At 56.4% G+C, this 18,689-nt stretch carries 21 protein-coding genes and 1 pseudogene; all 22 read right to left on the reverse strand.

The genetic code is table 11. From position 1 onward, the window contains the following. Nucleotides 1-10: 10 nt before the first annotated feature. Entirely contained in the window at nucleotides 11-1,066 is a 1,056-nt protein-coding gene (locus HMPREF9081_RS00345; RefSeq protein ID WP_050794986.1) for a 3-oxoacyl-ACP synthase III family protein, read from the reverse strand. Nucleotides 1,067-1,078: 12 nt separating this feature from the next. Beyond that, on the reverse strand, nucleotides 1,079-1,843 hold the full coding sequence (locus tag HMPREF9081_RS00350) for an SDR family NAD(P)-dependent oxidoreductase (protein WP_006304881.1): 765 nt from the start codon (nucleotides 1,841-1,843) through the stop codon (nucleotides 1,079-1,081). A gap of 3 nt (nucleotides 1,844-1,846) precedes the next feature. Then, a complete protein-coding gene (locus tag HMPREF9081_RS00355) occupies nucleotides 1,847-2,065 on the reverse strand; it encodes a hypothetical protein (RefSeq protein ID WP_006304882.1) in 219 nt (72 codons plus the stop codon). Between the two features lie 27 nt (nucleotides 2,066-2,092). Continuing rightward, the gene (locus tag HMPREF9081_RS00360) at nucleotides 2,093-3,118 is read right to left on the reverse strand and encodes a ketoacyl-ACP synthase III (protein WP_006304883.1); all 1,026 of its coding nucleotides are present in this window, start codon (nucleotides 3,116-3,118) and stop codon (nucleotides 2,093-2,095) included. A 65-nt stretch (nucleotides 3,119-3,183) separates the two neighbouring features. Further along, a complete protein-coding gene (locus HMPREF9081_RS00365; protein ID WP_006304884.1) occupies nucleotides 3,184-3,819 on the reverse strand; it encodes a NeuD/PglB/VioB family sugar acetyltransferase in 636 nt (211 codons plus the stop codon). A 94-nt stretch (nucleotides 3,820-3,913) separates the two neighbouring features. Beyond that, the gene (locus HMPREF9081_RS00370; RefSeq protein ID WP_006304885.1) at nucleotides 3,914-4,705 is read right to left on the reverse strand and encodes a helix-turn-helix transcriptional regulator; all 792 of its coding nucleotides are present in this window, start codon (nucleotides 4,703-4,705) and stop codon (nucleotides 3,914-3,916) included. 116 nt (nucleotides 4,706-4,821) lie between these two features. Beyond that, on the reverse strand, nucleotides 4,822-6,486 hold the full coding sequence (locus tag HMPREF9081_RS00375) for a formate--tetrahydrofolate ligase (protein ID WP_006304886.1): 1,665 nt from the start codon (nucleotides 6,484-6,486) through the stop codon (nucleotides 4,822-4,824). A gap of 4 nt (nucleotides 6,487-6,490) precedes the next feature. Beyond that, nucleotides 6,491-7,357: a bifunctional methylenetetrahydrofolate dehydrogenase/methenyltetrahydrofolate cyclohydrolase FolD gene (gene folD, locus HMPREF9081_RS00380; protein ID WP_006304887.1), complete on the reverse strand. Its 867-nt coding sequence runs from the start codon at nucleotides 7,355-7,357 to the stop codon at nucleotides 6,491-6,493. 12 nt (nucleotides 7,358-7,369) lie between these two features. Beyond that, complete coding sequence (locus HMPREF9081_RS00385) at nucleotides 7,370-8,218, reverse strand: 4-hydroxybenzoate octaprenyltransferase (RefSeq protein WP_040394145.1); 849 nt, start codon at nucleotides 8,216-8,218, stop codon at nucleotides 7,370-7,372. Between the two features lie 8 nt (nucleotides 8,219-8,226). Next, the gene (locus tag HMPREF9081_RS00390; RefSeq protein WP_006304889.1) at nucleotides 8,227-9,687 is read right to left on the reverse strand and encodes a menaquinone biosynthesis decarboxylase; all 1,461 of its coding nucleotides are present in this window, start codon (nucleotides 9,685-9,687) and stop codon (nucleotides 8,227-8,229) included. Nucleotides 9,688-9,698: 11 nt separating this feature from the next. Then, a complete protein-coding gene (gene tatC, locus HMPREF9081_RS00395; protein WP_006304890.1) occupies nucleotides 9,699-10,523 on the reverse strand; it encodes a twin-arginine translocase subunit TatC in 825 nt (274 codons plus the stop codon). 3 nt (nucleotides 10,524-10,526) lie between these two features. Then, a complete protein-coding gene (locus HMPREF9081_RS00400; protein ID WP_006304891.1) occupies nucleotides 10,527-10,745 on the reverse strand; it encodes a Sec-independent protein translocase subunit TatA/TatB in 219 nt (72 codons plus the stop codon). 22 nt (nucleotides 10,746-10,767) lie between these two features. Next, nucleotides 10,768-11,091: a Sec-independent protein translocase subunit TatA/TatB gene (locus tag HMPREF9081_RS00405; RefSeq protein ID WP_006304892.1), complete on the reverse strand. Its 324-nt coding sequence runs from the start codon at nucleotides 11,089-11,091 to the stop codon at nucleotides 10,768-10,770. 49 nt (nucleotides 11,092-11,140) lie between these two features. Further along, nucleotides 11,141-12,118: a polyprenyl synthetase family protein gene (locus tag HMPREF9081_RS00410; protein ID WP_040395320.1), complete on the reverse strand. Its 978-nt coding sequence runs from the start codon at nucleotides 12,116-12,118 to the stop codon at nucleotides 11,141-11,143. Between the two features lie 129 nt (nucleotides 12,119-12,247). After that, nucleotides 12,248-12,383 (reverse strand): annotated as a pseudogene (locus HMPREF9081_RS14230) (secretion protein HlyD). Nucleotides 12,384-12,418: 35 nt separating this feature from the next. Next, nucleotides 12,419-13,924: a phosphodiester glycosidase family protein gene (locus HMPREF9081_RS00415; protein ID WP_050794988.1), complete on the reverse strand. Its 1,506-nt coding sequence runs from the start codon at nucleotides 13,922-13,924 to the stop codon at nucleotides 12,419-12,421. 71 nt (nucleotides 13,925-13,995) lie between these two features. After that, on the reverse strand, nucleotides 13,996-14,421 hold the full coding sequence (locus HMPREF9081_RS00420; protein ID WP_006304895.1) for a rod-binding protein: 426 nt from the start codon (nucleotides 14,419-14,421) through the stop codon (nucleotides 13,996-13,998). A gap of 8 nt (nucleotides 14,422-14,429) precedes the next feature. Next, on the reverse strand, nucleotides 14,430-15,545 hold the full coding sequence (locus HMPREF9081_RS00425; RefSeq protein ID WP_006304896.1) for a flagellar basal body P-ring protein FlgI: 1,116 nt from the start codon (nucleotides 15,543-15,545) through the stop codon (nucleotides 14,430-14,432). A gap of 14 nt (nucleotides 15,546-15,559) precedes the next feature. After that, nucleotides 15,560-16,159 (reverse strand): flagellar basal body L-ring protein FlgH, encoded by a 600-nt coding sequence (locus tag HMPREF9081_RS00430; protein ID WP_006304897.1) that lies wholly within the window; start codon nucleotides 16,157-16,159, stop codon nucleotides 15,560-15,562. 36 nt (nucleotides 16,160-16,195) lie between these two features. Beyond that, nucleotides 16,196-16,960 carry a flagellar basal body P-ring formation chaperone FlgA gene (gene flgA / locus HMPREF9081_RS00435; RefSeq protein WP_006304898.1) on the reverse strand — a complete coding sequence of 255 codons (765 nt, stop codon included), beginning with the start codon at nucleotides 16,958-16,960 and terminating at the stop codon, nucleotides 16,196-16,198. Further along, nucleotides 16,957-17,751, reverse strand: a complete 795-nt coding sequence (gene flgG, locus HMPREF9081_RS00440) for a flagellar basal-body rod protein FlgG (RefSeq protein ID WP_006304899.1) — start codon at nucleotides 17,749-17,751, stop codon at nucleotides 16,957-16,959. Before flgG ends, flgA begins: the two co-directional genes overlap by 4 nt. An 81-nt stretch (nucleotides 17,752-17,832) precedes the next feature. Further along, nucleotides 17,833-18,636: a flagellar basal-body rod protein FlgF gene (gene flgF, locus HMPREF9081_RS00445; RefSeq protein WP_006304900.1), complete on the reverse strand. Its 804-nt coding sequence runs from the start codon at nucleotides 18,634-18,636 to the stop codon at nucleotides 17,833-17,835. Nucleotides 18,637-18,689: the final 53 nt, after the last annotated feature.

Here is an 18,689-nt window from a genome sequence, read left to right on the forward strand (position 1 = left end):
AAAATAAGTTTCATACCTCGATGAACGAAAACACCCGTGTCTTGCTGAAGTCAATGCCGACAGCGGCGCACGAGAGTCCCGCCCCAAACCCGCAAAGCACACAGCGTTTCCATTGTGACGCATCATGTGTCAGACTATGCTGAATCAGCGCCATTGGAATGGAGTCCGGACCCAAATTCCCCATGTGCTTGACGAATAGAGGAACCCTCTCTGCCGGCAATTTCAGATGCCGGATCAAACTCTTGACAATGAATGCATTGGCCTGATGAAATCCAAATACATCGACATCTTCTTTCGCCCAACTGCAGCGATCCAGAACCTCCTGTACACTTGGGCGAACCTCCGTCATAGCAAAGCGCATGACCTCCATGCCGTCCATGTAGAAATTTTCATCCGTACGGATATTGCCGTTTTCGTCCTCTTTTTCAACATCTGTAACGCCCGCCTCACGCGGTCGCCGATTCGCACCAACGAAGATGCCGAGCTTGTCTGCACGTGAGCCATCGTGATAAAAGGAAAACTCCGTTGAAAAACATGGTACATCCGATGCTGAGATGAGTACCGCCGCCCCAGAATCTCCCGCCACCATGCGTCCCGCCCGATCCTTCGGATGAATGGCGCGCGATGCCGCCAAATCCCCCATACAGAGGAGGACATTCTGGCAAAGCCCGTTTTGAATTAGCATAAAGGCTTCCAACAGACCATACACAAAGCCCGAACATACATGATTAATATCCATCGCAACGCATTTTGTCGTCAGCCCCAACCGTGCCTGAATAACACCTGCAGTACATGGTTGAATATAGTCGGGATAGCCCGAGACGAACAAAATCCCGTTGATCTCCGATGCATCAAACTTCAGCCTTTGAAAGAGATGTTTTGCCGCTTCAACGGCATAATCCGTAACAGTCTTATCGGACGGTGCATAGCATACATCCTCTATTTCAGTCAGCTTTATAGTACGCTCCAAAAACGCCTTGCCAAAGGGCAAGTCCCGAAGATGAACTCTTTCTTTGGGAAGCGCCACTGTCATCCCTGCCACATACGGAGTTGAAAAAACCGACATCTCGACCTCCAATCAGTTCCATGGTCCGCAAAGATATCCGCCATCAAGCACAAAATTTTGTCCTGTGATCCACTCGGCTCGATTGCTTAGAAGGAACAATGCCATTCCCGAGACTTGATTTGCTTCACCGATACCTAGCAAGTGATTTTGTATGACATTCGTAGGGATATTTGATGTGTTTTCATAGAGACGCGTCATTTCCGTGCGAACATACCCAGGACTAATCGAATTGAGTCTCTTCCCATCCCGCGCCAAATCATGTGCGAGAGTTTTCACACCTGCAATGACCGCAGCCTTTGCGGCCGCATACGCAAACATTCCCTTGCCCCCAATAACTCCTGCTACAGAAGAAAAGAGGACGAACGATGCTTTTTCATGTGAGAACTTTTTTTTGGTCATACTTTGTAAAGCACGAACCGCTCCCCAAAAGCTAGTTTCCATAATACGATAAGCAAATGCTTCATCAAATCCACGAAGTGGCGTCGCACCAGATATGCCTGCTGTATAGACGGCTCCATGTATCTTCCCATATTCTTCTACGAAAGCTGTAGCCAACGCATTCCAATCGTCTGGTGTTGCAGACAAAACATCAAGCGTTCTTATTTGAATGTGCGACGACATCCCTGTCAGGTCTTCCAGTCGTTCCCTATTCCGCGCAACGGCCAAGACGTTCGCTCCGCTCTCTGCCAGTTCCTTGGTAATCTGTCTGCCAATACCGGATGAAGCTCCAACTACGACAAAACTCTTATCACAAAAGTCGAACTGCACGTCCCCCATGGCTTACTCCGAAAGAAGTTCATATAAATCTCGCACGGTCTGAGCCCCTTTTACTTGTGCAGGTGTTACTGTTTTACTCACCTTTGTCGCAGCGAACGCCATAAATGCAATATGACTAAGGGAATCCCATTCCGCCACATCAGAGAGACACGTTTCCATCACAAGCTCATCCTCCGTGTCCATCATATCAACCAACTCTGCCAAAAAAACTTGCTCTGTCATGGTAATACCTCCAATAGATACTTGTTTTTATATATCACCCGTTTTCAGGACACACCCATCCCGCAAATCCAGCAAGAGCGATGCAATGGACAGTCCAACCCCGAATCCCGAAAAAAGATAGTGCCCCTCACAAGAGCGTCCCGTTCTTTTCATCTCCGCGAGACATACGGGAATGGACGCCGAGCTGGTATTACCAATCCGGCTACACATAAAGGGCGCACGCTCCGAGGAAATCTCCAGTTTTTCTGCAAGTGTCCTCACGATCATCTCGTTTGCCTGGTGGAACACTGCACCATCAAGTTTACTGATGTCTTCTCCTGCATACGCCAAAAGTTTGCGAATATTATCCGGCACATCATGAAAGGTAAAGTCCGTGACTGCCATACCGTCCATAACCGTATAATTCCCTCGTTCAAGGGTCAATCCATCATGATCTGCTAATCTCGGCGCACGAGCACCACCGCGTGAAAGGAGTATCGCACCGGCACGATCTCCATCACTTTCCATGTGAAATACCAGAGAGTCCTCACCCCGTCCCACGACGGCGGCAAATCCCGCATCTGCCATAATAGGATACATCGCGGAGTCTTCAGGGCTGGTGTCTCGACTGGATGTGTCGCCCCCGACAAACAGTACCTTTCGCCCGTCCAACACGGGAAGCAGTGTCCCCGCTAAAAAAAGACCATAAGCAAAGCCGGAACAACCGAGATTCACATCATAGGCAAGGATATCAGGTGAAAGTCCAAGCCGTGCCTGTATAAAATAGCTTGTTGCAGGCGAGAGATAGTCCGATGTCTGTGACAAAAATATAATTGCGCCAATATCTTCCCTTCGCATCTGCGACAAGATACGCTTGGCACTTTCAACCGCAAGATCAGAAGTACACACACCCTTCTTGGCAATACTGAGTGCCTCAATCCCTGTCGTGCGGGTAAAGCGCTTCACTTTTTTCTCCGTCAGTAAGTGCTCCATGCGTGCAGCAACTTCCATCCGTTGCCCCGAAACTGTTGCCGTCACAGCTTCCAAGCAGAACCCATGCAGTGTACCAAGCATCACGCACACCTGCTCTCAGAAAGTACTGCCGAAAAATCTTTCTCGATTATCATAGAGCCTCCTTGTCAAATTGGCATTGCAGGATTACCAAACACCGTTACGCCTGCCCTTACACGCCTGAGTACGACGCTTCCAATACCTATCACTGCATCGTCATCAACGCGACTGTGCGGAACAACACGTGCCCCACTGCCCCAGAATGTTCGCTTGCCGACCTTCACATATCCTGTAATATCGACGGTTCCCATCAAGCTACTGTAATCGGCAATATTCGCATCATGTCCAACACCGGAACGTCCATTAAACGTAACAAAATCACCAATCTGTGCATGGTCGTGAATGTGCACCTGTGGGCATAGAATATTTCCCTGCCCCACACTGGCTGTTGGGTGAATAATGGCGGAATTATGGATCACATTGATAAATTTTCCGTCTTTATCCAAAACTCTCTGTACGAGTTTTTCCTTCGCCTGTGGGTCTGCAATCGCACAGATAAAGCAGTCGTCGGGCTCAATCACGTACGAATCGACATCACCCAGGAGTGGTGCAGAGAGTTTTTTATATTCCTCTGCCGCAAGTTTCACATCGCCATCTAGAAAGCCCTTGATGTCCCAGTCCGTGCCATAGCCGACGGAATCCTGTGCGTGCCAGAATACTTCTCGGGCAAATCCTCCGACACCAATGATAATTAAGTGCTTCATGTTAAGACCTCACAACGTGCTTATCTGTGTTTCCATAATACGTTTTCATTATCCTTCAAGTCCTCAAAATTGACAACCACCGCATAGTTTACATTTATTTCACATCACATAACAACCCCCGATGATATGCGATTTCAGATAAAGCGCATATATTCTCATTCATAGATTGCTGTATCAGATGAATCAGACTTGACGCAGTATGTAGATCCTGAAGCGATTGTATTGGAAACGCCACAACGCCGCGTTCCAATTTCGTATGATCTCTTTTTTGAATTGTCTGCACGCGCTCAAATTGGATGCCGAGCTCTATCCCCTGATAGTTTTCCAGCGTGTGAGAAGACGGCGCGCCATATAGGATCCGTCGAAACGATTTCGTCAGATCCTTCCCATAGAGAAACGATAGTCCATACACGCGCATCGTCCCCGTTATGTTTTCAGCCCCATTCTTTTCTTCTCCATAACGAAGCGATATACCAAGCGATTCCCCGCCGGCAAGATGCGATTTCACCCACGCGACATCCGAATCCTTCCCGCAGATCGTGATATCTGTGATCCCTGCCAGCATAAAATACGACAGCTGTAGGTAAACCGCCGGTTTATCATAGACAAGGGTAGATGCCTCTATCCCTTTCGGATACTCCATGGTCAGCATGCCGTCCCAACGTACGTCAAAGCTCGCGATATTGCCCTCTAAGATGCTTTCGATATCCGTATCAAGAATCACGGACAGTTTCCCCAAAAGTGAAACATCCGGTACCGCGAGCCCGCGTTCCCACTTGGAAACAGCCTTGTCACTGATGTGCAGACACTCTGCGAGCGCTCGCTGCGTCATGCGATAGCGCTTCCGCAGAAATGCGATGCTGCGCCCGACCTTTAATGCATCCATTGGTCACCTTGCCCGCTCTCTGTATTGAACGCATAACGCTCCGTGCGCACGCAGCTCTTATACGTCTGCCCCATGCTGCGCCAGATCCTCCGCCATTGCGCCCCAACGCCTTTCCCTCAGAATAGTCCCGTGATGACACCGTCCTCACTGATGTCCATGCCCATTGCGGCGGGTACTTTCGGCAGTCCCGGCATGGTGAGCACGTTCCCCGTGAGGGCAACGACGAAGCCTGCGCCACAGGAGGCGCGGAGTTCGCGCACGGTGATGCGAAAGCCCGAAGGGCGTCCGAGGAGCGCAGGGTTGTCCGAGAACGAGTACTGCGTCTTCGCCATGCAGACGGGCGTCTCGGTCATGCCGAGCGCCTCCATCTCCGCCATTTGCTTCTTTGCCTCGGGCGTGAAGTCCACGCCGTCCGCACCGTAGATTTCCTTTGCAATCGTTTCGATCTTCTCCGCAATGGATTTCTTCACATCATAGATCGGGTGGAAGTCGGCGGGCTTTCCGAGTGCTTCCGTTACGGCATCCGCGAGGGCAAGTCCGCCCTCTCCGCCCTTCGCCCAGACTTCGGAACGCACGCACTTCGCGCCAAGGCGCGCACAGAGTTCTTCGAGCAGGGACAGTTCCGCCTCCGTATCGGTCGGGAACACGTTGACGGCGACGACGGCAGGCAGTCCGAACTTGCCGATGTTCTCGATGTGCTTTTCGAGATTTGCCGCGCCCTTCCTCAGCGCATCGAGATTTTCCGCAGAGAGTTCGTCCTTCGGCACGCCGCCGTTCATCTTGAGCGCGCGCACGGTGGCAACGATGACGACCGCATCGGGCGAAAGCCCTGCAAGGCGGCACTTGATATCAAAGAATTTCTCTGCGCCAAGATCCGCGCCGAAGCCCGCCTCCGTCACAACGTAGTCGGCACATTTCAGCGCGTACTTCGTTCCCATGACGCTGCTGCACCCGTGCGCAATATTCGCAAAGGGACCGCCGTGGATGAGCGCAGGCGTACCCTCGATGGTCTGCACGAGGTTCGGCTTGATGGCATCCTTGAAGAGCAGTGTGAGCGCGCCCGTCGCGCCGAGTTCCTCGGCATGGACGGGACGACCGCTGCGCGTCCAGCCGATGAGGATGCGTCCGAGGCGGCGTTTCATATCCGCAAGTCCGTCCGCAAGGCAGAGGATCGCCATCATCTCCGAGGCGACCGTGATATCAAAGCCCGACTCGCGCGGGATACCGTGGACGCGTCCGCCGAGCCCCGTAACGACGTGGCGAAGTGCACGGTCGTTGATGTCGAGGACGCGCTTCCAGACGATGCGGTTCACGTCGAGATCGAGCGCGTTGCCCTGAAAGATGTGGTTGTCAATGAGCGCAGCAAGGAGATTGTGCGCCGTCGTGATGGCATGAAAATCCCCCGTAAAGTGGAGGTTGATGTCCTCCATCGGCACGACCTGCGCATAGCCGCCGCCCGCCGCGCCGCCCTTCATACCAAAGCACGGGCCAAGAGACGGCTCACGCAGGGCGACAACGGTCTTCTTGCCCTGACGATGGAGCGCGTCGGCAAGTCCGACGCTCGTCGTGGTCTTGCCCTCGCCCGCAGGGGTCGGGTTGATCGCCGTAACGAGGATGAGTTTGCCGTGCGCGTCCTTCACGCCCGCAAACGCAGCGGGCGTCAGCTTCGCCTTGTACCTGCCGTACGGCTCGATATGCTCCTCGGCAATGCCGAGTGTCTTTGCGATCTCCGTGATGGGGCGCAGCTGCGCCGCGCGTGCGATCTCCACATCGGATTTCATCGTTTTACTCTCCTTTCGCTTCTGTCTGCGCCTTTGCCGCCTGCACGACGTTCTCCATCAGCATCGCGACCGTGAGCAGCCCGACGCCGCCCGGCACGGGCGTAATCGCGCCCGCGACTTTTTCCACCGCCTCAAAGTCCACATCGCCGACGAGTTTCTTCGGCGCAATGCGGTTAATGCCGACGTCGATGACCGTCGCGCCCGGCTTTACCATGTCCGCTGTGACGAAGTGCGGCTGTCCGACTGCTGCGACGAGGATGTCCGCCTCGCGCGTGATCGCGGCAAGGTTTTCGGTGCGCGAGTGGCAAAGCGTGACCGTCGCGTGACGCTCGAGGAGAAGCATCGCCATCGGCTTTCCGACGATGTTGCTGCGCCCGATGATAACGGCGTGTGCCCCCTCCATCCGTATGCCCGCGTATTCGAGCATACGGATGCAGCCGGCGGGCGTGCAGGGACGCAGCCCCGGTGTGCCGAGGAAGAGATGTCCGACACTCACGGGATGGAAGCCGTCGACATCCTTACGTGGGTCGATGCGACTCAGCACCTCCTCCGAGCTCTCCGAAAGGGGCGCGGGCAGCGGCAGCTGCACGAGAATGCCATGTACCTCCTCATCCGCGTTGAGCTCGTCGATGCACGCGAGCAGTTCCTCCCGCGTGGTCTCTGCGGGCAGGGGGATGTGATTGGAGCGGATGCCGAGCTCCGCACAGGCTTTCTCCTTGTTGCGGACATAGACCTCGGATGCGGGATCGTTTCCGACGATGATAACGGCAAGGCAGGGATTTACACCGTGTGCGCGCAGTGCGATTGCGCCGTGTTCTGCGCTCGCCTTGATGCGTGCGGCAAATTCCTTCCCATACAGTATGCGTGCCATAGCTGCTCTCCTTTACACCAAATAACTAAGCCATGTGAAGACAAATATTGCAATTGAAACAATGCCGTTGCGCATGAAATACGTTTGTGTCACGCGCGAGAAGTCCGTCGGGCTTGCGATGCGGTGCTGATAGATGAGCGTGCCCGCCGCAATGCCGACGCCGATGTAGTAGGGAAAGGCGAGATCCATCATCGCACCGAGAAACACAAAGAGGATGATGGACAGGATGTGCATCGCGCGCGAGATCTGAAACGCCCCGTGTGCGCCAAACGTGACCGCGAGGGAGTGGAGTCCCTGACTGCGGTCAAACTCCTCGTCCTGCGCCCCATACATCGCATCGAACGCTGCAATCCAGAGTGCGACGGCAATGAAGAGGACGATCATGGGCAGCTCGATCTTTCCGCTGATCGCCACCCAACCGCCCGCCGGTGCCATGCCGATCGCGATGCCGAGGAAGAGATGCACCCAGCCCGTCACGCGCTTCATGTACGGATAGACGAGAAAGGGCACGGCGGCAAACGGCAGCAGTCGAATACAGACGGGATTCAGCTGCAGGACGGCGAATACAAGCACAAGGAGGCACACGCCTATAAAGACGAGCGCCTCCTTCTTTGTCACGCGCCCCTGCACCATCGCACGATAGGCGAGGCGGGGCTGCTGCTTGTCATATTTCAGATCGGCAAGATTGTCGAGAGCGAGTGCTGCCGAACGCGCCGCCGTTATGGCGAGCACGATCCAGCCGAGATCACCGAGCGGGGGATCCCCCCCTGCCGCGAGCAGAGCCCCCATCAGGGCAAACGGCAGAGAAAACACCGTATGATGAAAGGCGGTATTGTTCATGTGCGCCCGCAGGCGCTCCATCCACCAACTCAATCCAGACCGAACTCCTTCCAGCGCTCATTGACACGCTTCACAATGTCCTCTGACATCGCAATCTCATCGGGCCACTCGCGCGCGTGTCCTTCCTCCGGCCACGTCTTCGTCGCGTCGATGCCGAGCTTCGAGCCCCACTTCGCCATCGGCGAGGAGTGGTCGAGCACGTCCAGAGGTCCCTGCACGATCTCGAGATCGTATTTTGCGTCGATGTTGTTAAAGACGCGCCACCAGACTTCCTTCATGTCCTGCACGTTGACATGCGCGTCCACGACAATGATCATCTTAACGTTCATCATCTGCCCCATGCCCCAGAGCGCGTGCATGACCTTGCGCGCGTGCATCGGGAACTGCTTCTTGATGGATACGACAATGCAGTCGTGGAACACGCCCTCGAGCGGCATATTGACATCGATCACCTCGGGCAGCATCTGCTTGAGGAGCGGCAGGAAGATGCGCTCGGTGGCTTTCGCAAGGAAACAGTCCTCCATCGGCGGTTTGCCGACGACGGTCGCCGCGTAGATCGGATCCTTGCGGTGCGTGATCGCCGTGATGTGAAAGACGGGATAATCGTCCGCAAGCGAGTAGTAGCCCGTATGGTCGCCAAAGGGGCCCTCGCGGCGCATCTCGTTCGTATCGACGTAGCCCTCGAGGATGATCTCCGCCGTCGCGGGCACCTCGAGGTCGACCGTGATGCATTTCACCATCTCGACGGATTTGTGCCGCAGGAAGCCCGCGAACACCATCTCGTCGATGTCGCGCGGGAGCGGCGCCGTCGCCGCATAGGTGACGACAGGATCGGTACCGATCGCGACCGCCGCCTCGATGCGCTCGCCGCCGCGTGCCTTCATATCACGGAAGTTCTCGGCACCGTTCTTGTGAATGTGCCAGTGCATGCCCGTCGTGCGGCTGTCGTACTTTTGCAGACGGTACATGCCAACGTTGCGCTTGCCCGTCGCGGGGTTCTTTGTAAAGACGAGCGGCAGCGTCACGAAGGGGCCGCCGTCGTCCGGCCAGCATTTCAGAATGGGGATCTCGTCGAGGCTCGGATGCTCCGTCTCGATGACCTCCTGACACGGTGCGTTCTTGACGTACTTCGGAAAATTGATCGCCTTGCGCGCCAGCGGGATCAGTGTCATGAGATTCATCTTGTTCTGGAGCGAGATGTGCGGGATCTTCAGGATCTCCGTGAGTTCGTCCGCGATGTCGTCGAGTTTCTCCACGCCGAACGCGAGCGACATGCGCTCGTAGCTGCCGAATGCGTTCATGAGGACGGGCATCTTCGATCCCTTGACGTTCTCAAAGAGGAGGGCGACATTCTCCGCCCCCTCGCGTTTTGAGATGCGATCCGTGATCTCGGTGATCTCAAGTTCCGGATCGACCTGTGCCGTAATGCGTTTGAGCAGTCCGCGCTCCTCGAGTGCGGCGATGTATTCGCGCAGATCCTTATATGCCAAGATGTTCCCTCCTATTTTCTGAGTACAAAGCGAACGATGAGATAGCCGACGCCATAGAGCGCGATCATCGGCAGGGCGATCATCGACTGCGTGAACACGTCGGGCGTCGGCGAGATCACGGCGGCGATGACGAACGAGAGGAAGATGACGATGCGGGCATATTTCCGCAGGAACGCGGACGAGATAAAGCCCAGCTTGCCGAGGATCGTGATGACGAGCGGCAGCTCAAAGACAAAGCCGAACGGCAGGACAAACATGATGACGAACTCGAAGTAACGGTTCACCGAGAACAGCGCTTCAAGCTCCTCGTTGCCAAATCCCTTGAAGAACATGATCGCCGCCGGGAATACGAGGAAGAATGAGAACGCGAGCCCGAGGAAGAAAAGAATGACCGATACAGGTACGACGATCCCGAGGACAAGCCGCTCTGCGGGTGTGAGTGCGGGCAGGAAGAAGCGCCACACATGGTAGAAGATCACAGGCAGCGCGAGAAGAAAGCCCACGACGACGGCGATCTTGATGTAGGTAAAGAACGCCTCCGCGGGCTGCATATAGTAGAGCTTTCCGACCGGAACGGTCAGATAGTGCATGATATCGTCGATGAAATAGTAGCCGACACCGGAGCCGACAGCAACAGAAAGCAGACACTTGATAAGCCGTGAGCGCAGTTCTGTGAGATGTGCGATGAGTGTCATACTGCCGTCATCGTCGGATACGCTCTCTGTCGTCTGCGTTGGAGGCGTCATCGGCGGGGCTTCTACAGAGGTCGGAACGGGCTGCTCGCCGTTCGTCTCCCCTGTGTGCTCCGGATCAAGGGATTTCGATTCCTCCGCCATGGGTCAGCTCTTTGCCTCTTTTTTCTCAGCGTCCTTGAGCTGTTTCGCCTCCTCGGTGACGTTGATCTCCGTCCGTGAGTCCTGTGGCTCATTGTTTGCCGATTTGAACTCCTTGATGCTCTTGCCGAGCGCCTTGCCGATATCGGGCAGGCGACCGGGGCCGAAGACGACGAGACCGATGATGAGGATGAGGACGAGTTCGGGAACTCCCAGACCAAACATAAGAACCTCCTAAAACAATACACTATGCCTTATTTTCCGTCGCATTTTTCTGCTCCGCCTTGTGCGCCTCAACAGACGCCGCTGCGGTGGCTGCGGTCGGCGTCGCTGTAGGAACCGCCTGCTCTGCCGGAGCAGCAGCCTGCGGGGCGGGCTGTGCCGCCGGTGCGGGTGGTGCGGGCGGTGGCTCGGGCGCGTTGATTGCTGCCGTCAGCGCATTCGACGCCTTGCGGAACTCGCGGATGCCCTTGCCGAGTGAGCGCCCCATCTCGGGCAGCTTGCCGGGGCCGAAGACGATAAGTCCCACCACCAAAATCAAAATCAGTTCGGGTACACCAATGCCAAACATGGATGACTCCTTCTCATGGCTGTGCCATGTTCGCTCCTAAAAACATACTCTAGAATTCACGTCGACCGATAAAATCCGCCGCCATCAGACATGTCTCACGGATCTTCTCGTCCAGCGACTCCGGCAGTGCGTTCCTCGCACGCTCCAGATAGGCATCCGCCTGCGCCTGCGCATAGTCCAGACCGTCCGTCGTACGAACGATTTCAAGCGCACGCGCGACCTCTGCCTCCGTCATCTTCGGATTTGTGATGAGTGCCGTAAGCTCAGTACGTCCTGCTTCATCCAGCACTTCAAGCGCGCGGATGACGGGCAGTGTCACAAAGCCCTGTGCGAGGTCGTGCCCTGCAGGCTTTCCGATATCCTCGGAGGTCTGCCGATAGTCAAGCAGATCATCCGTGATCTGGAATGCCATGCCGATTGCGTGCCCATAGAGTGCCATACGCTCGGCATCAGCCGCACACATGCCGCCGATCGCACCGCCGAGTTCACAGCAGATCTCGAGAAAGTCCGCCGTCTTTTTGCGGATGCGCTCATAGTAGGCATCCTCGCTTGCAGGAACCTGATAGGCTGTATGATCTTGGAGGATCTCGCCCTCACTGAGCGTACAGACAAGCTGTGCCAGCTTGATGTAGACCGACGAGTCATAGCCCTCCTCCGCCACGAGCTTGAATGCACGCGCGAAGAGATAGTCGCCGCTCAGAATCGCGACCTGATTGCCCCATTTGGCATTCGTCGTCGCTGCCCCGCGCCGTGTATCCGCCTCATCGATGACATCATCGTGGACGAGGGACGCCGTATGGATCAGCTCGAGCGCGATCGCAATCGGCATCGCGCGTGCGCGATCGAATGAGGCGCCGCCGCGCGCCGTGAGCAAAAAAAGCGCGGGACGCAGGCGTTTCCCCCCCGAGGAGACGAGATGTTCTCCAACATCCGTTATAAGCGGCGTCTCGGAAACGATTGACGCGGCAAGCGCCAGTTCAAACTCCTCGAGATCCGCCTGTATGACATCAAAAATGTCGTTCTTCAACGTCGTATCACCTACATTGGGCGCAGCAATGTGCACCGCAAACTTTCTTCCATAGTGTGTATAAACCTCCACACATTCTATCATATTGCGATGATACCGTCAAAATTATTTCATTGGACTCTCATGTACTTAGGGAATCACTGATAAATTCAGCCCATCATCTTGGCGCATCTTTTTCGCCCTGCCTGTGTCAACAAATCCTCCACATAGCACAGCGGCTATGCGTCCGGTTTGTTTCCTTGGCAGGACAAAAAATCTGCACCAATCTGAGGGTCTATTTTATCAGCGATTCCCTTGGATTTATCGCTGCTGTAAAATCAGAGCACTTCCAACTGCACGCTCAGACCCATCCGAGGGAGAATTCACCACGCTCCCGCGTACGCAGAGCGCCGAGGAGCCGCCGCCGTCAAGGTTGATTGCGTTCTGTACGCCGAATTTCACGAGCAGCTCGGCAAACTCCGTCAGTGTCAGCCCGTGGCTGTGCGACTGGCGTCCATCGACGACGGCGAAGACAATTTTCCCCTCCTTCGTCACGCCGACGGCACTGCGCGGTGCACGCCCATAACGGATATCGCCCGGGAACTGCTCCTCGCCCGCCGTCACGTGCACAGCTCCGTTCTCGACGAGCCGCGGTCCCGCGCCGACAATCTGGACGGCGCTGTTCCACATGCTCCCCATGTTCTCTGTCAGGACGGTGGGATCGCCGAGCCGTGTGCCCGCTGCCGCAAAAGCATCCATCGAGGAACCGTGGACGGAGACGACGTAGCCATCCGAAGGAATCGGCGAATCATTCGTGTTGATCTCCGCGACGCGCCCCTCGCGGATCACGTATTCAAGACCGTAGGGATTCGTCCCTGTCGATCTGCCATAGGCGCGGTTGTAAATGATGACCTCGTTTTCACCGCGCTCGGTGTTGACCCCCGACACGGGGAGCGTCACCTGATCGATCTTCACTGTCCCATCGTAGGACACCGTACCGAACACAAAGGAACCATCGGGCATTACGCCGAACGCACTGCGGTCATAATAGGTCGTACCGACAATCGTGCCGTCGATCTTTGTCACACCGAGGATGACACCGTCTGCCGCAAAATAGGAAGCGTTGATCGCCGCAACCGCATTTGTATCCCGCGCAATCCCGCTGACCGTCTGCCGCCCGGGGATAATACCGCGTGCAAGTGCGGGGCGGACATTGTAGCGTGCCGGATCTGCCTCGATAAAGTACGAAGTTACCTGTCCATCTTCATCCTCATAGATGTAGGTGCGCTGCATCAGCCCTGCCGCAATCGGTTCTTCCTTCAGGATCGGCAGCTTCGGCGTTTCGGGCTGCGCCTGCGCATCGCCCGCCTCTGTCTTCGCCGGTTGTTTCGGGGGGTACGGTGCTGGCGGCGGTGTCACCGGCTTCACAGACGGCTGCTGCCCTGCCGTCTTCGGCGCAACATCAAGAAATACGCGGAACGGGTTCGTCAGATTGCCGATCCGATAGCCCATCCCCTTTGCCAAGGTGACGGTCACATAGAAATGACCGTCACGCGCTGCATAGGCGACGGAGTCAATGCGCTTCGTCCGCACGGCAATACGTCGAAACGCCTCTGCATCCGTGTCATCAAAATCAAAGGTCAGCTCGCGTTCGTCCTCGGAGAGCCTGACATGATAGACCGGCATCTCTGTAAAGTCGAAGACGAGGCGGTCATGCTCCGCCGTACTCGACGTACGAAGATCATTCAGGCTTGCTGCCCACGCATAGGAGGATGCGGTCAATAGGAGCGCGGCTGCAAGTACAAGGATTTTTTTCAAAACACGCATAGGATACTCCAAACTAACGCAATAGAAAAGGGGACGCTGCGCAAACAGCTCCCCTTGATTCTGCTCTTCTCTCATCGAGTCTTGATGGTCAACTGCTTATACATCATATCCGCGATGCCAATGCCGCCGCTCTTCGCCACAGAATTCATCAGCTCCGTATCGCGCATATCCTCGAATATCTCGATCGCGTTGGACTTTTTGCCAAAGAGTTCGCTCTCGGGCACCGTCGCACGCATCTGCTTATACATCATGCTGAGGAACATCGCCTCGAAGCCCTGACACGCCTCGCGCAGCTTCTTCGCCTCGATCTCCTCCGCCGTCATCGGATTTTTCGGCACATAGCCTGTCGCCTCTTCCGTAGAGACCGCAGCCTTGCGCTGAAGCTCATCCAGTGTCGCTTGAAACGACTTGCTCTCGGCACTCATGCGTGCTGCATCGTAGGAGGATCCTGCCGCTCCGCCGAGGAGCGTGCTGTCACCTATCGGTTGTACCATCATGACCCTCCTTACACAATGTCCAGCTCAGCGTGCAGAGCTCCTGCCGCCTTCATCGCCTGCAAGATTGAGATCGTATCACGCGGGGTAGCGCCCACCGTATTGAGTGCACCCACGATGTCGCTGATGTTCGTCGTTGCGGGCAGAACAATCGTGCTGCCCTTGGGCTCCTTCACCTCAACATCGGGATTGTCCGTCACGACCGTATTGCCATAGCTGAACGGTGCCGGCTGCGACACATCCGGATTTTCCTGAATGCGGATCGTCAGCCCCCCCTGTGTGATAGAGACGGCATCCACCGAAACATCGCCGCCCATGATGATCGTCCCCGTGCGCTCGTTCACCACAACGCGCGCCATATTGTCGGGACGGACGGGCAAATCCTCGATCGACGCGACAAAACCAACCACGTTGCCGCGGAAGTAGGACGGGATCGCTACATCCACGCGCCCGGGATTGCTCGCCTGTGCGATGCTTCCGTACTGCGCGTTGATCGCCCCCGCGACGCGCGCGGCGGTCGTGAAGTCCGGCCGCGAAAGGGAGAGCGAAATCTGCCCGTTCGCACCGATATTATCATCCTCCACCGTGCGCTCGACAATGCCGCCGTTCACGGCAATGCCAACTGTCGGGAATGCCTTTGTCGTAGTGCTTCCGCCGCTGCCTACCGTAAATCCACCTGTGGAAACGCCGCCCTGTGCAACGACATAGACCTCGCCGTTGCCCGCCCGCAGCGGTGTCTGGAGCAGTGTCCCGCCACGCAGGCTCTTCGCATCACCGATGGAGGAGACCGTCACATCGAGGCTGTCCCCCTCGCGTACGAACGGGGGGAGCGTCGCCGTCACCATAACCGCCGCCACGTTCTTGAGCTTGATTGAGCTGCTGTTGACCGTGATTCCGTAGCTCGTGAGCATATTTGCAATGGACTGCACCGTCTCCCCCGAGCTTGAGCCATCGCCCGTGCCGTCAAGCCCCACGACAAGACCATAGCCCATGAGTTGGTTGGAGCGTACCCCCTGCACCTTGGAGATGTCCTTGATCCGCGTCACGGCAGAGTCTGCCGATGCAATCCCCGGCAGCGCCGTGAGCACAAGCGCGAGGAGGAGCAGAAGGACGGTAGTTTTCTTCATAAAAGCGCCTCCCGTCAGAACAGAATGTTGAAGATCTGTGTGAGAATGCCCTGCCGCTGCTTCGCGTTCAGAGGTCCCTTCCCATCAAAACGCACGGTCGCATCCGCTACCCGCGAGGAGAGGATCGTATTCGAACTCGATATATCCTCGGGACGGCAGGTGCCGCGGAAGACAATCTTGTGTTCATTGCGGTTCTGCCAGATGGACTGCGTGCCCTCAAGGATGAAATTGCCGTTTGGCGTCACATCCACCACGGTGACCGTGACATTGCCGGCAACGCGATTCGACGAGGAGGCAGAGCCCTTCGCATTGAACTTATCCGAACCGTTCGCCGATGCCGCTTTGAGGAAGTCGAAAATACCAATGCCGGCACCGAGGCTGACCGACCCGCTCTTCTCATTTGAACTATTGCGCGACGCCGAGGTTATTGTCGACTCGCTGATAACGATGGTGACAATATCCCCGATGCCCGTCGCACGGTGGTCAGAGAACAGGTTCTTGGTCGGATGTCCGTTCGGATTGTTCCACAGGGATTCTGCCGAAACGGTGGGAGCAAGGCTTGCCGTACAGAGGGCGGCAGCCAACATCCCTGCGAGCCATTTTTGTTTACTCATATCGAACTCCTTATGGAAATGCTATCCGTACTTCTCTTATCCGATGATCTGCACAGTCGCAGCATCGATTACCTTGCCGCGCAGGATCTTGCCCGAGCGCACATTGCGCACGCGGATCTCATAGCCGATGCGTCCCGGCTCAAGTGCCACGCCCTCCGCACGGATGACTATGCCGTTTGTATCAAAGACCAGCTCCACCGCATTGCCCGGCCGCATAACGAGCGGCATGGCGAGCACAGACGGCGTAATCGTGGCGTCCTTTTGAATATAACGCCCCGCAACACGCCCCGCAAGACGTGTAAAATCCGTGAGCGTCAGCTCCGGCGGAGTGTCCACCGTCCGCTCCTCCACACGCGCATTGGCGGCGGAGATCGGTTCCTCCGCGCGGATGTTCGTCATTGCCACGAGCACACGGTCATAGACCGTCACCCGGTAGTAACTCGTCGCACGCCGATAGAACACGCCGTCAATGTAGACGGCAAAGGAAACGGGGAACTCGCGACTATAGGGAAGCCCGCGTGGAAACTCCACTACGGCGGTCACCTCTCCAGCAGGCAGATGCATGGTCGACGCCGCACGCTGAAGATGTAGCTCATGCCGCCGTGTTTCGCCCATCTCCCCCAGTTTCTCCTCGATCTTCTGCACAGCAAGTTCCGAGAGCTGTGCGGAAGAGAGGATTGTCGGAAAGCGGTCACCCTGCGCACCGCCATAGGCGGCAGAAGCCGCTGTCGTCCACAGAAAAGCGAATAAGCCACTCCATAGGAATAGAATGGCTGTAATTGTACGTCTTTGAGAAATCAACGCTTGAGCGAGTTCGCAATCTCGAGCATCGAATCCGATGTCGTGATTGCCTTCGAGTTGGACTCATATGCACGCTGGGAAACAATCATATCGACCATTTCCTCAACGATCTGCACATTGCTCATCTCGAGCGTCCCCTGCGTCAGCGTACCCGCGCCATCCACGCCCGGATTCGACTCAATCGCCTCGCCCGAGGCATCGGACACGACAAAGAGGTTCTTGCCGACAGAGGTGAGTCCCGCCGGATTGACAAACCGCGCGAGCGTGATCTGCCCTGCCTCCTGCTGCTGGGTCTGCCCTGCCTCACGGTAGGACACGCGCCCGTCGCCGGAGATCGTAATGGAGTCGAGCGGCGCATTCTCACCAATCGTGATGCCGTCCGCGAGCAGATAGCCGTCCGTCGTCACCATGCGGCGATTGCTGTCGAGCTTCCACGTCCCGTCACGCGTATAGGCAGTCGTGCCATCCGGCATGGTAACACGGAAAAACCCCTCACCCTGGATGCCGATGTCCGTCGGGTTGTCCGTCGTCTGCAGAGGCCCCTGCGTAAAGATACGCTGGGTTGCCGCAACGCGTGTGCCGAGACCGATCTGGAGCGCCGTCGGGTACTGCGAGTCCGCGCCGTTCTGAGCGCCTGCCTCACGCAGTGTCTGATAGACGAGATCCTGAAACTCCGCACGCACCTTCTTGCCGCCGTAAGTGTTGACGTTCGCAATGTTGTGTGCAACGACGTCCATATGCACCTGCTGCGCCTTCATGCCGGACGCCGCAGACCAAAGTGCTCGCATCATAGTCGATGTCCCCCTCCAAGAAATGATTCCATTTCGTTCACTCTTTTATATCGAATGAAATGCCCTATCTCTTAAATCATTTTAACTCGTACGCCCAAGATCATTGACCGCCTTGTCGAGCAAGGAGTCCTGTGTCTGTACCGCCCGCGAGCCCGCCTCATAGACGCGATAATTGTTGATGAGCTCGACCATCTCTGTGACAACACTCGTATTTGACATCTCGAGCATCCCCTGTTCGATCACGCCTGTCGCCTGCTGCGGCTGCGCGCCCTCCTGTGGGCGGTAGAGGTTGTCTCCCTGCTTGATGACCGCATCGGGTGCATCGAACTGCACAAAGCCGAGCTGGGCGATCTGCGCACCGTTCGCATAGATGCGTCCGTCACTCGAGATATTCACGCGCGTCGCATCCTCCGGGATCGTGATCGGACGCCCCCGCGAAGAGAGCACCGCCTGTCCGCGCACATTCTGCAGCTGTCCGCTGCTCGAGCGGTAGAAGCTGCCGTCACGCGTATAGCGCGGCCCCTGCGGCGTGCCAATGACGAAATACCCCTCGCCCGAGATGGCAAGATCATAGGTGTTGCCCGTCGTCTGCATCGCACCCTGAAGATGATCCGTTGCGATCTCATCCACGGCAGATCCAAGCCCCAACGTGCCAACACGCGGCGGACGATTTCCATCGACGCGGAACCCCTTGAAGCTCGTCACCTCTGTGTCCGCAGAGTGATCGTTGATGCGGCGCAGAAGCATCGGCTCGAACTCGCGGATCGCCATATCGTCGCGCTTAAAGCCCGTCGTCGCAGCATTGGCGAGATTGTTCGCGATCATATCCGTGTGCTTCGTCTCCGTGATCATACCGGACGCAGCAATATACAGTCCTCTCCACATATCTCATCCCTCTTTTTCCGAAAAACAGCCTTCTCGTATAATTTCGCTGTAAG

Origin of the sequence: Centipeda periodontii DSM 2778, assembly GCF_000213975.1 — a bacterium.
GTDB classification, from domain to species: domain Bacteria; phylum Bacillota; class Negativicutes; order Selenomonadales; family Selenomonadaceae; genus Centipeda; species Centipeda periodontii.

Coding starts and splice junctions, on each gene's coding strand:
- HMPREF9081_RS00345 (WP_050794986.1), bottom strand. CDS start 1,066: ATGTCGGTTTTTTCAACTCCGTATGTGGCAGGGATGACAGTGGCGCTT.
- HMPREF9081_RS00350 (WP_006304881.1), bottom strand. CDS start 1,843: ATGGGGGACGTGCAGTTCGACTTTTGTGATAAGAGTTTTGTCGTAGTT.
- HMPREF9081_RS00355 (WP_006304882.1), bottom strand. CDS start 2,065: ATGACAGAGCAAGTTTTTTTGGCAGAGTTGGTTGATATGATGGACACG.
- HMPREF9081_RS00360 (WP_006304883.1), bottom strand. CDS start 3,118: ATGCTTGGTACACTGCATGGGTTCTGCTTGGAAGCTGTGACGGCAACA.
- HMPREF9081_RS00365 (WP_006304884.1), bottom strand. CDS start 3,819: ATGAAGCACTTAATTATCATTGGTGTCGGAGGATTTGCCCGAGAAGTA.
- HMPREF9081_RS00370 (WP_006304885.1), bottom strand. CDS start 4,705: ATGGATGCATTAAAGGTCGGGCGCAGCATCGCATTTCTGCGGAAGCGC.
- HMPREF9081_RS00375 (WP_006304886.1), bottom strand. CDS start 6,486: ATGAAATCCGATGTGGAGATCGCACGCGCGGCGCAGCTGCGCCCCATC.
- folD (WP_006304887.1), bottom strand. CDS start 7,357: ATGGCACGCATACTGTATGGGAAGGAATTTGCCGCACGCATCAAGGCG.
- HMPREF9081_RS00385 (WP_040394145.1), bottom strand. CDS start 8,218: ATGGAGCGCCTGCGGGCGCACATGAACAATACCGCCTTTCATCATACG.
- tatC (WP_006304890.1), bottom strand. CDS start 10,523: ATGGCGGAGGAATCGAAATCCCTTGATCCGGAGCACACAGGGGAGACG.
- HMPREF9081_RS00400 (WP_006304891.1), bottom strand. CDS start 10,745: ATGTTTGGTCTGGGAGTTCCCGAACTCGTCCTCATCCTCATCATCGGT.
- HMPREF9081_RS00405 (WP_006304892.1), bottom strand. CDS start 11,091: ATGTTTGGCATTGGTGTACCCGAACTGATTTTGATTTTGGTGGTGGGA.
- HMPREF9081_RS00415 (WP_050794988.1), bottom strand. CDS start 13,924: ATGCGTGTTTTGAAAAAAATCCTTGTACTTGCAGCCGCGCTCCTATTG.
- HMPREF9081_RS00420 (WP_006304895.1), bottom strand. CDS start 14,421: ATGATGGTACAACCGATAGGTGACAGCACGCTCCTCGGCGGAGCGGCA.
- HMPREF9081_RS00425 (WP_006304896.1), bottom strand. CDS start 15,545: ATGAAGAAAACTACCGTCCTTCTGCTCCTCCTCGCGCTTGTGCTCACG.
- HMPREF9081_RS00430 (WP_006304897.1), bottom strand. CDS start 16,159: ATGAGTAAACAAAAATGGCTCGCAGGGATGTTGGCTGCCGCCCTCTGT.
- flgG (WP_006304899.1), bottom strand. CDS start 17,751: ATGATGCGAGCACTTTGGTCTGCGGCGTCCGGCATGAAGGCGCAGCAG.
- flgF (WP_006304900.1), bottom strand. CDS start 18,636: ATGTGGAGAGGACTGTATATTGCTGCGTCCGGTATGATCACGGAGACG.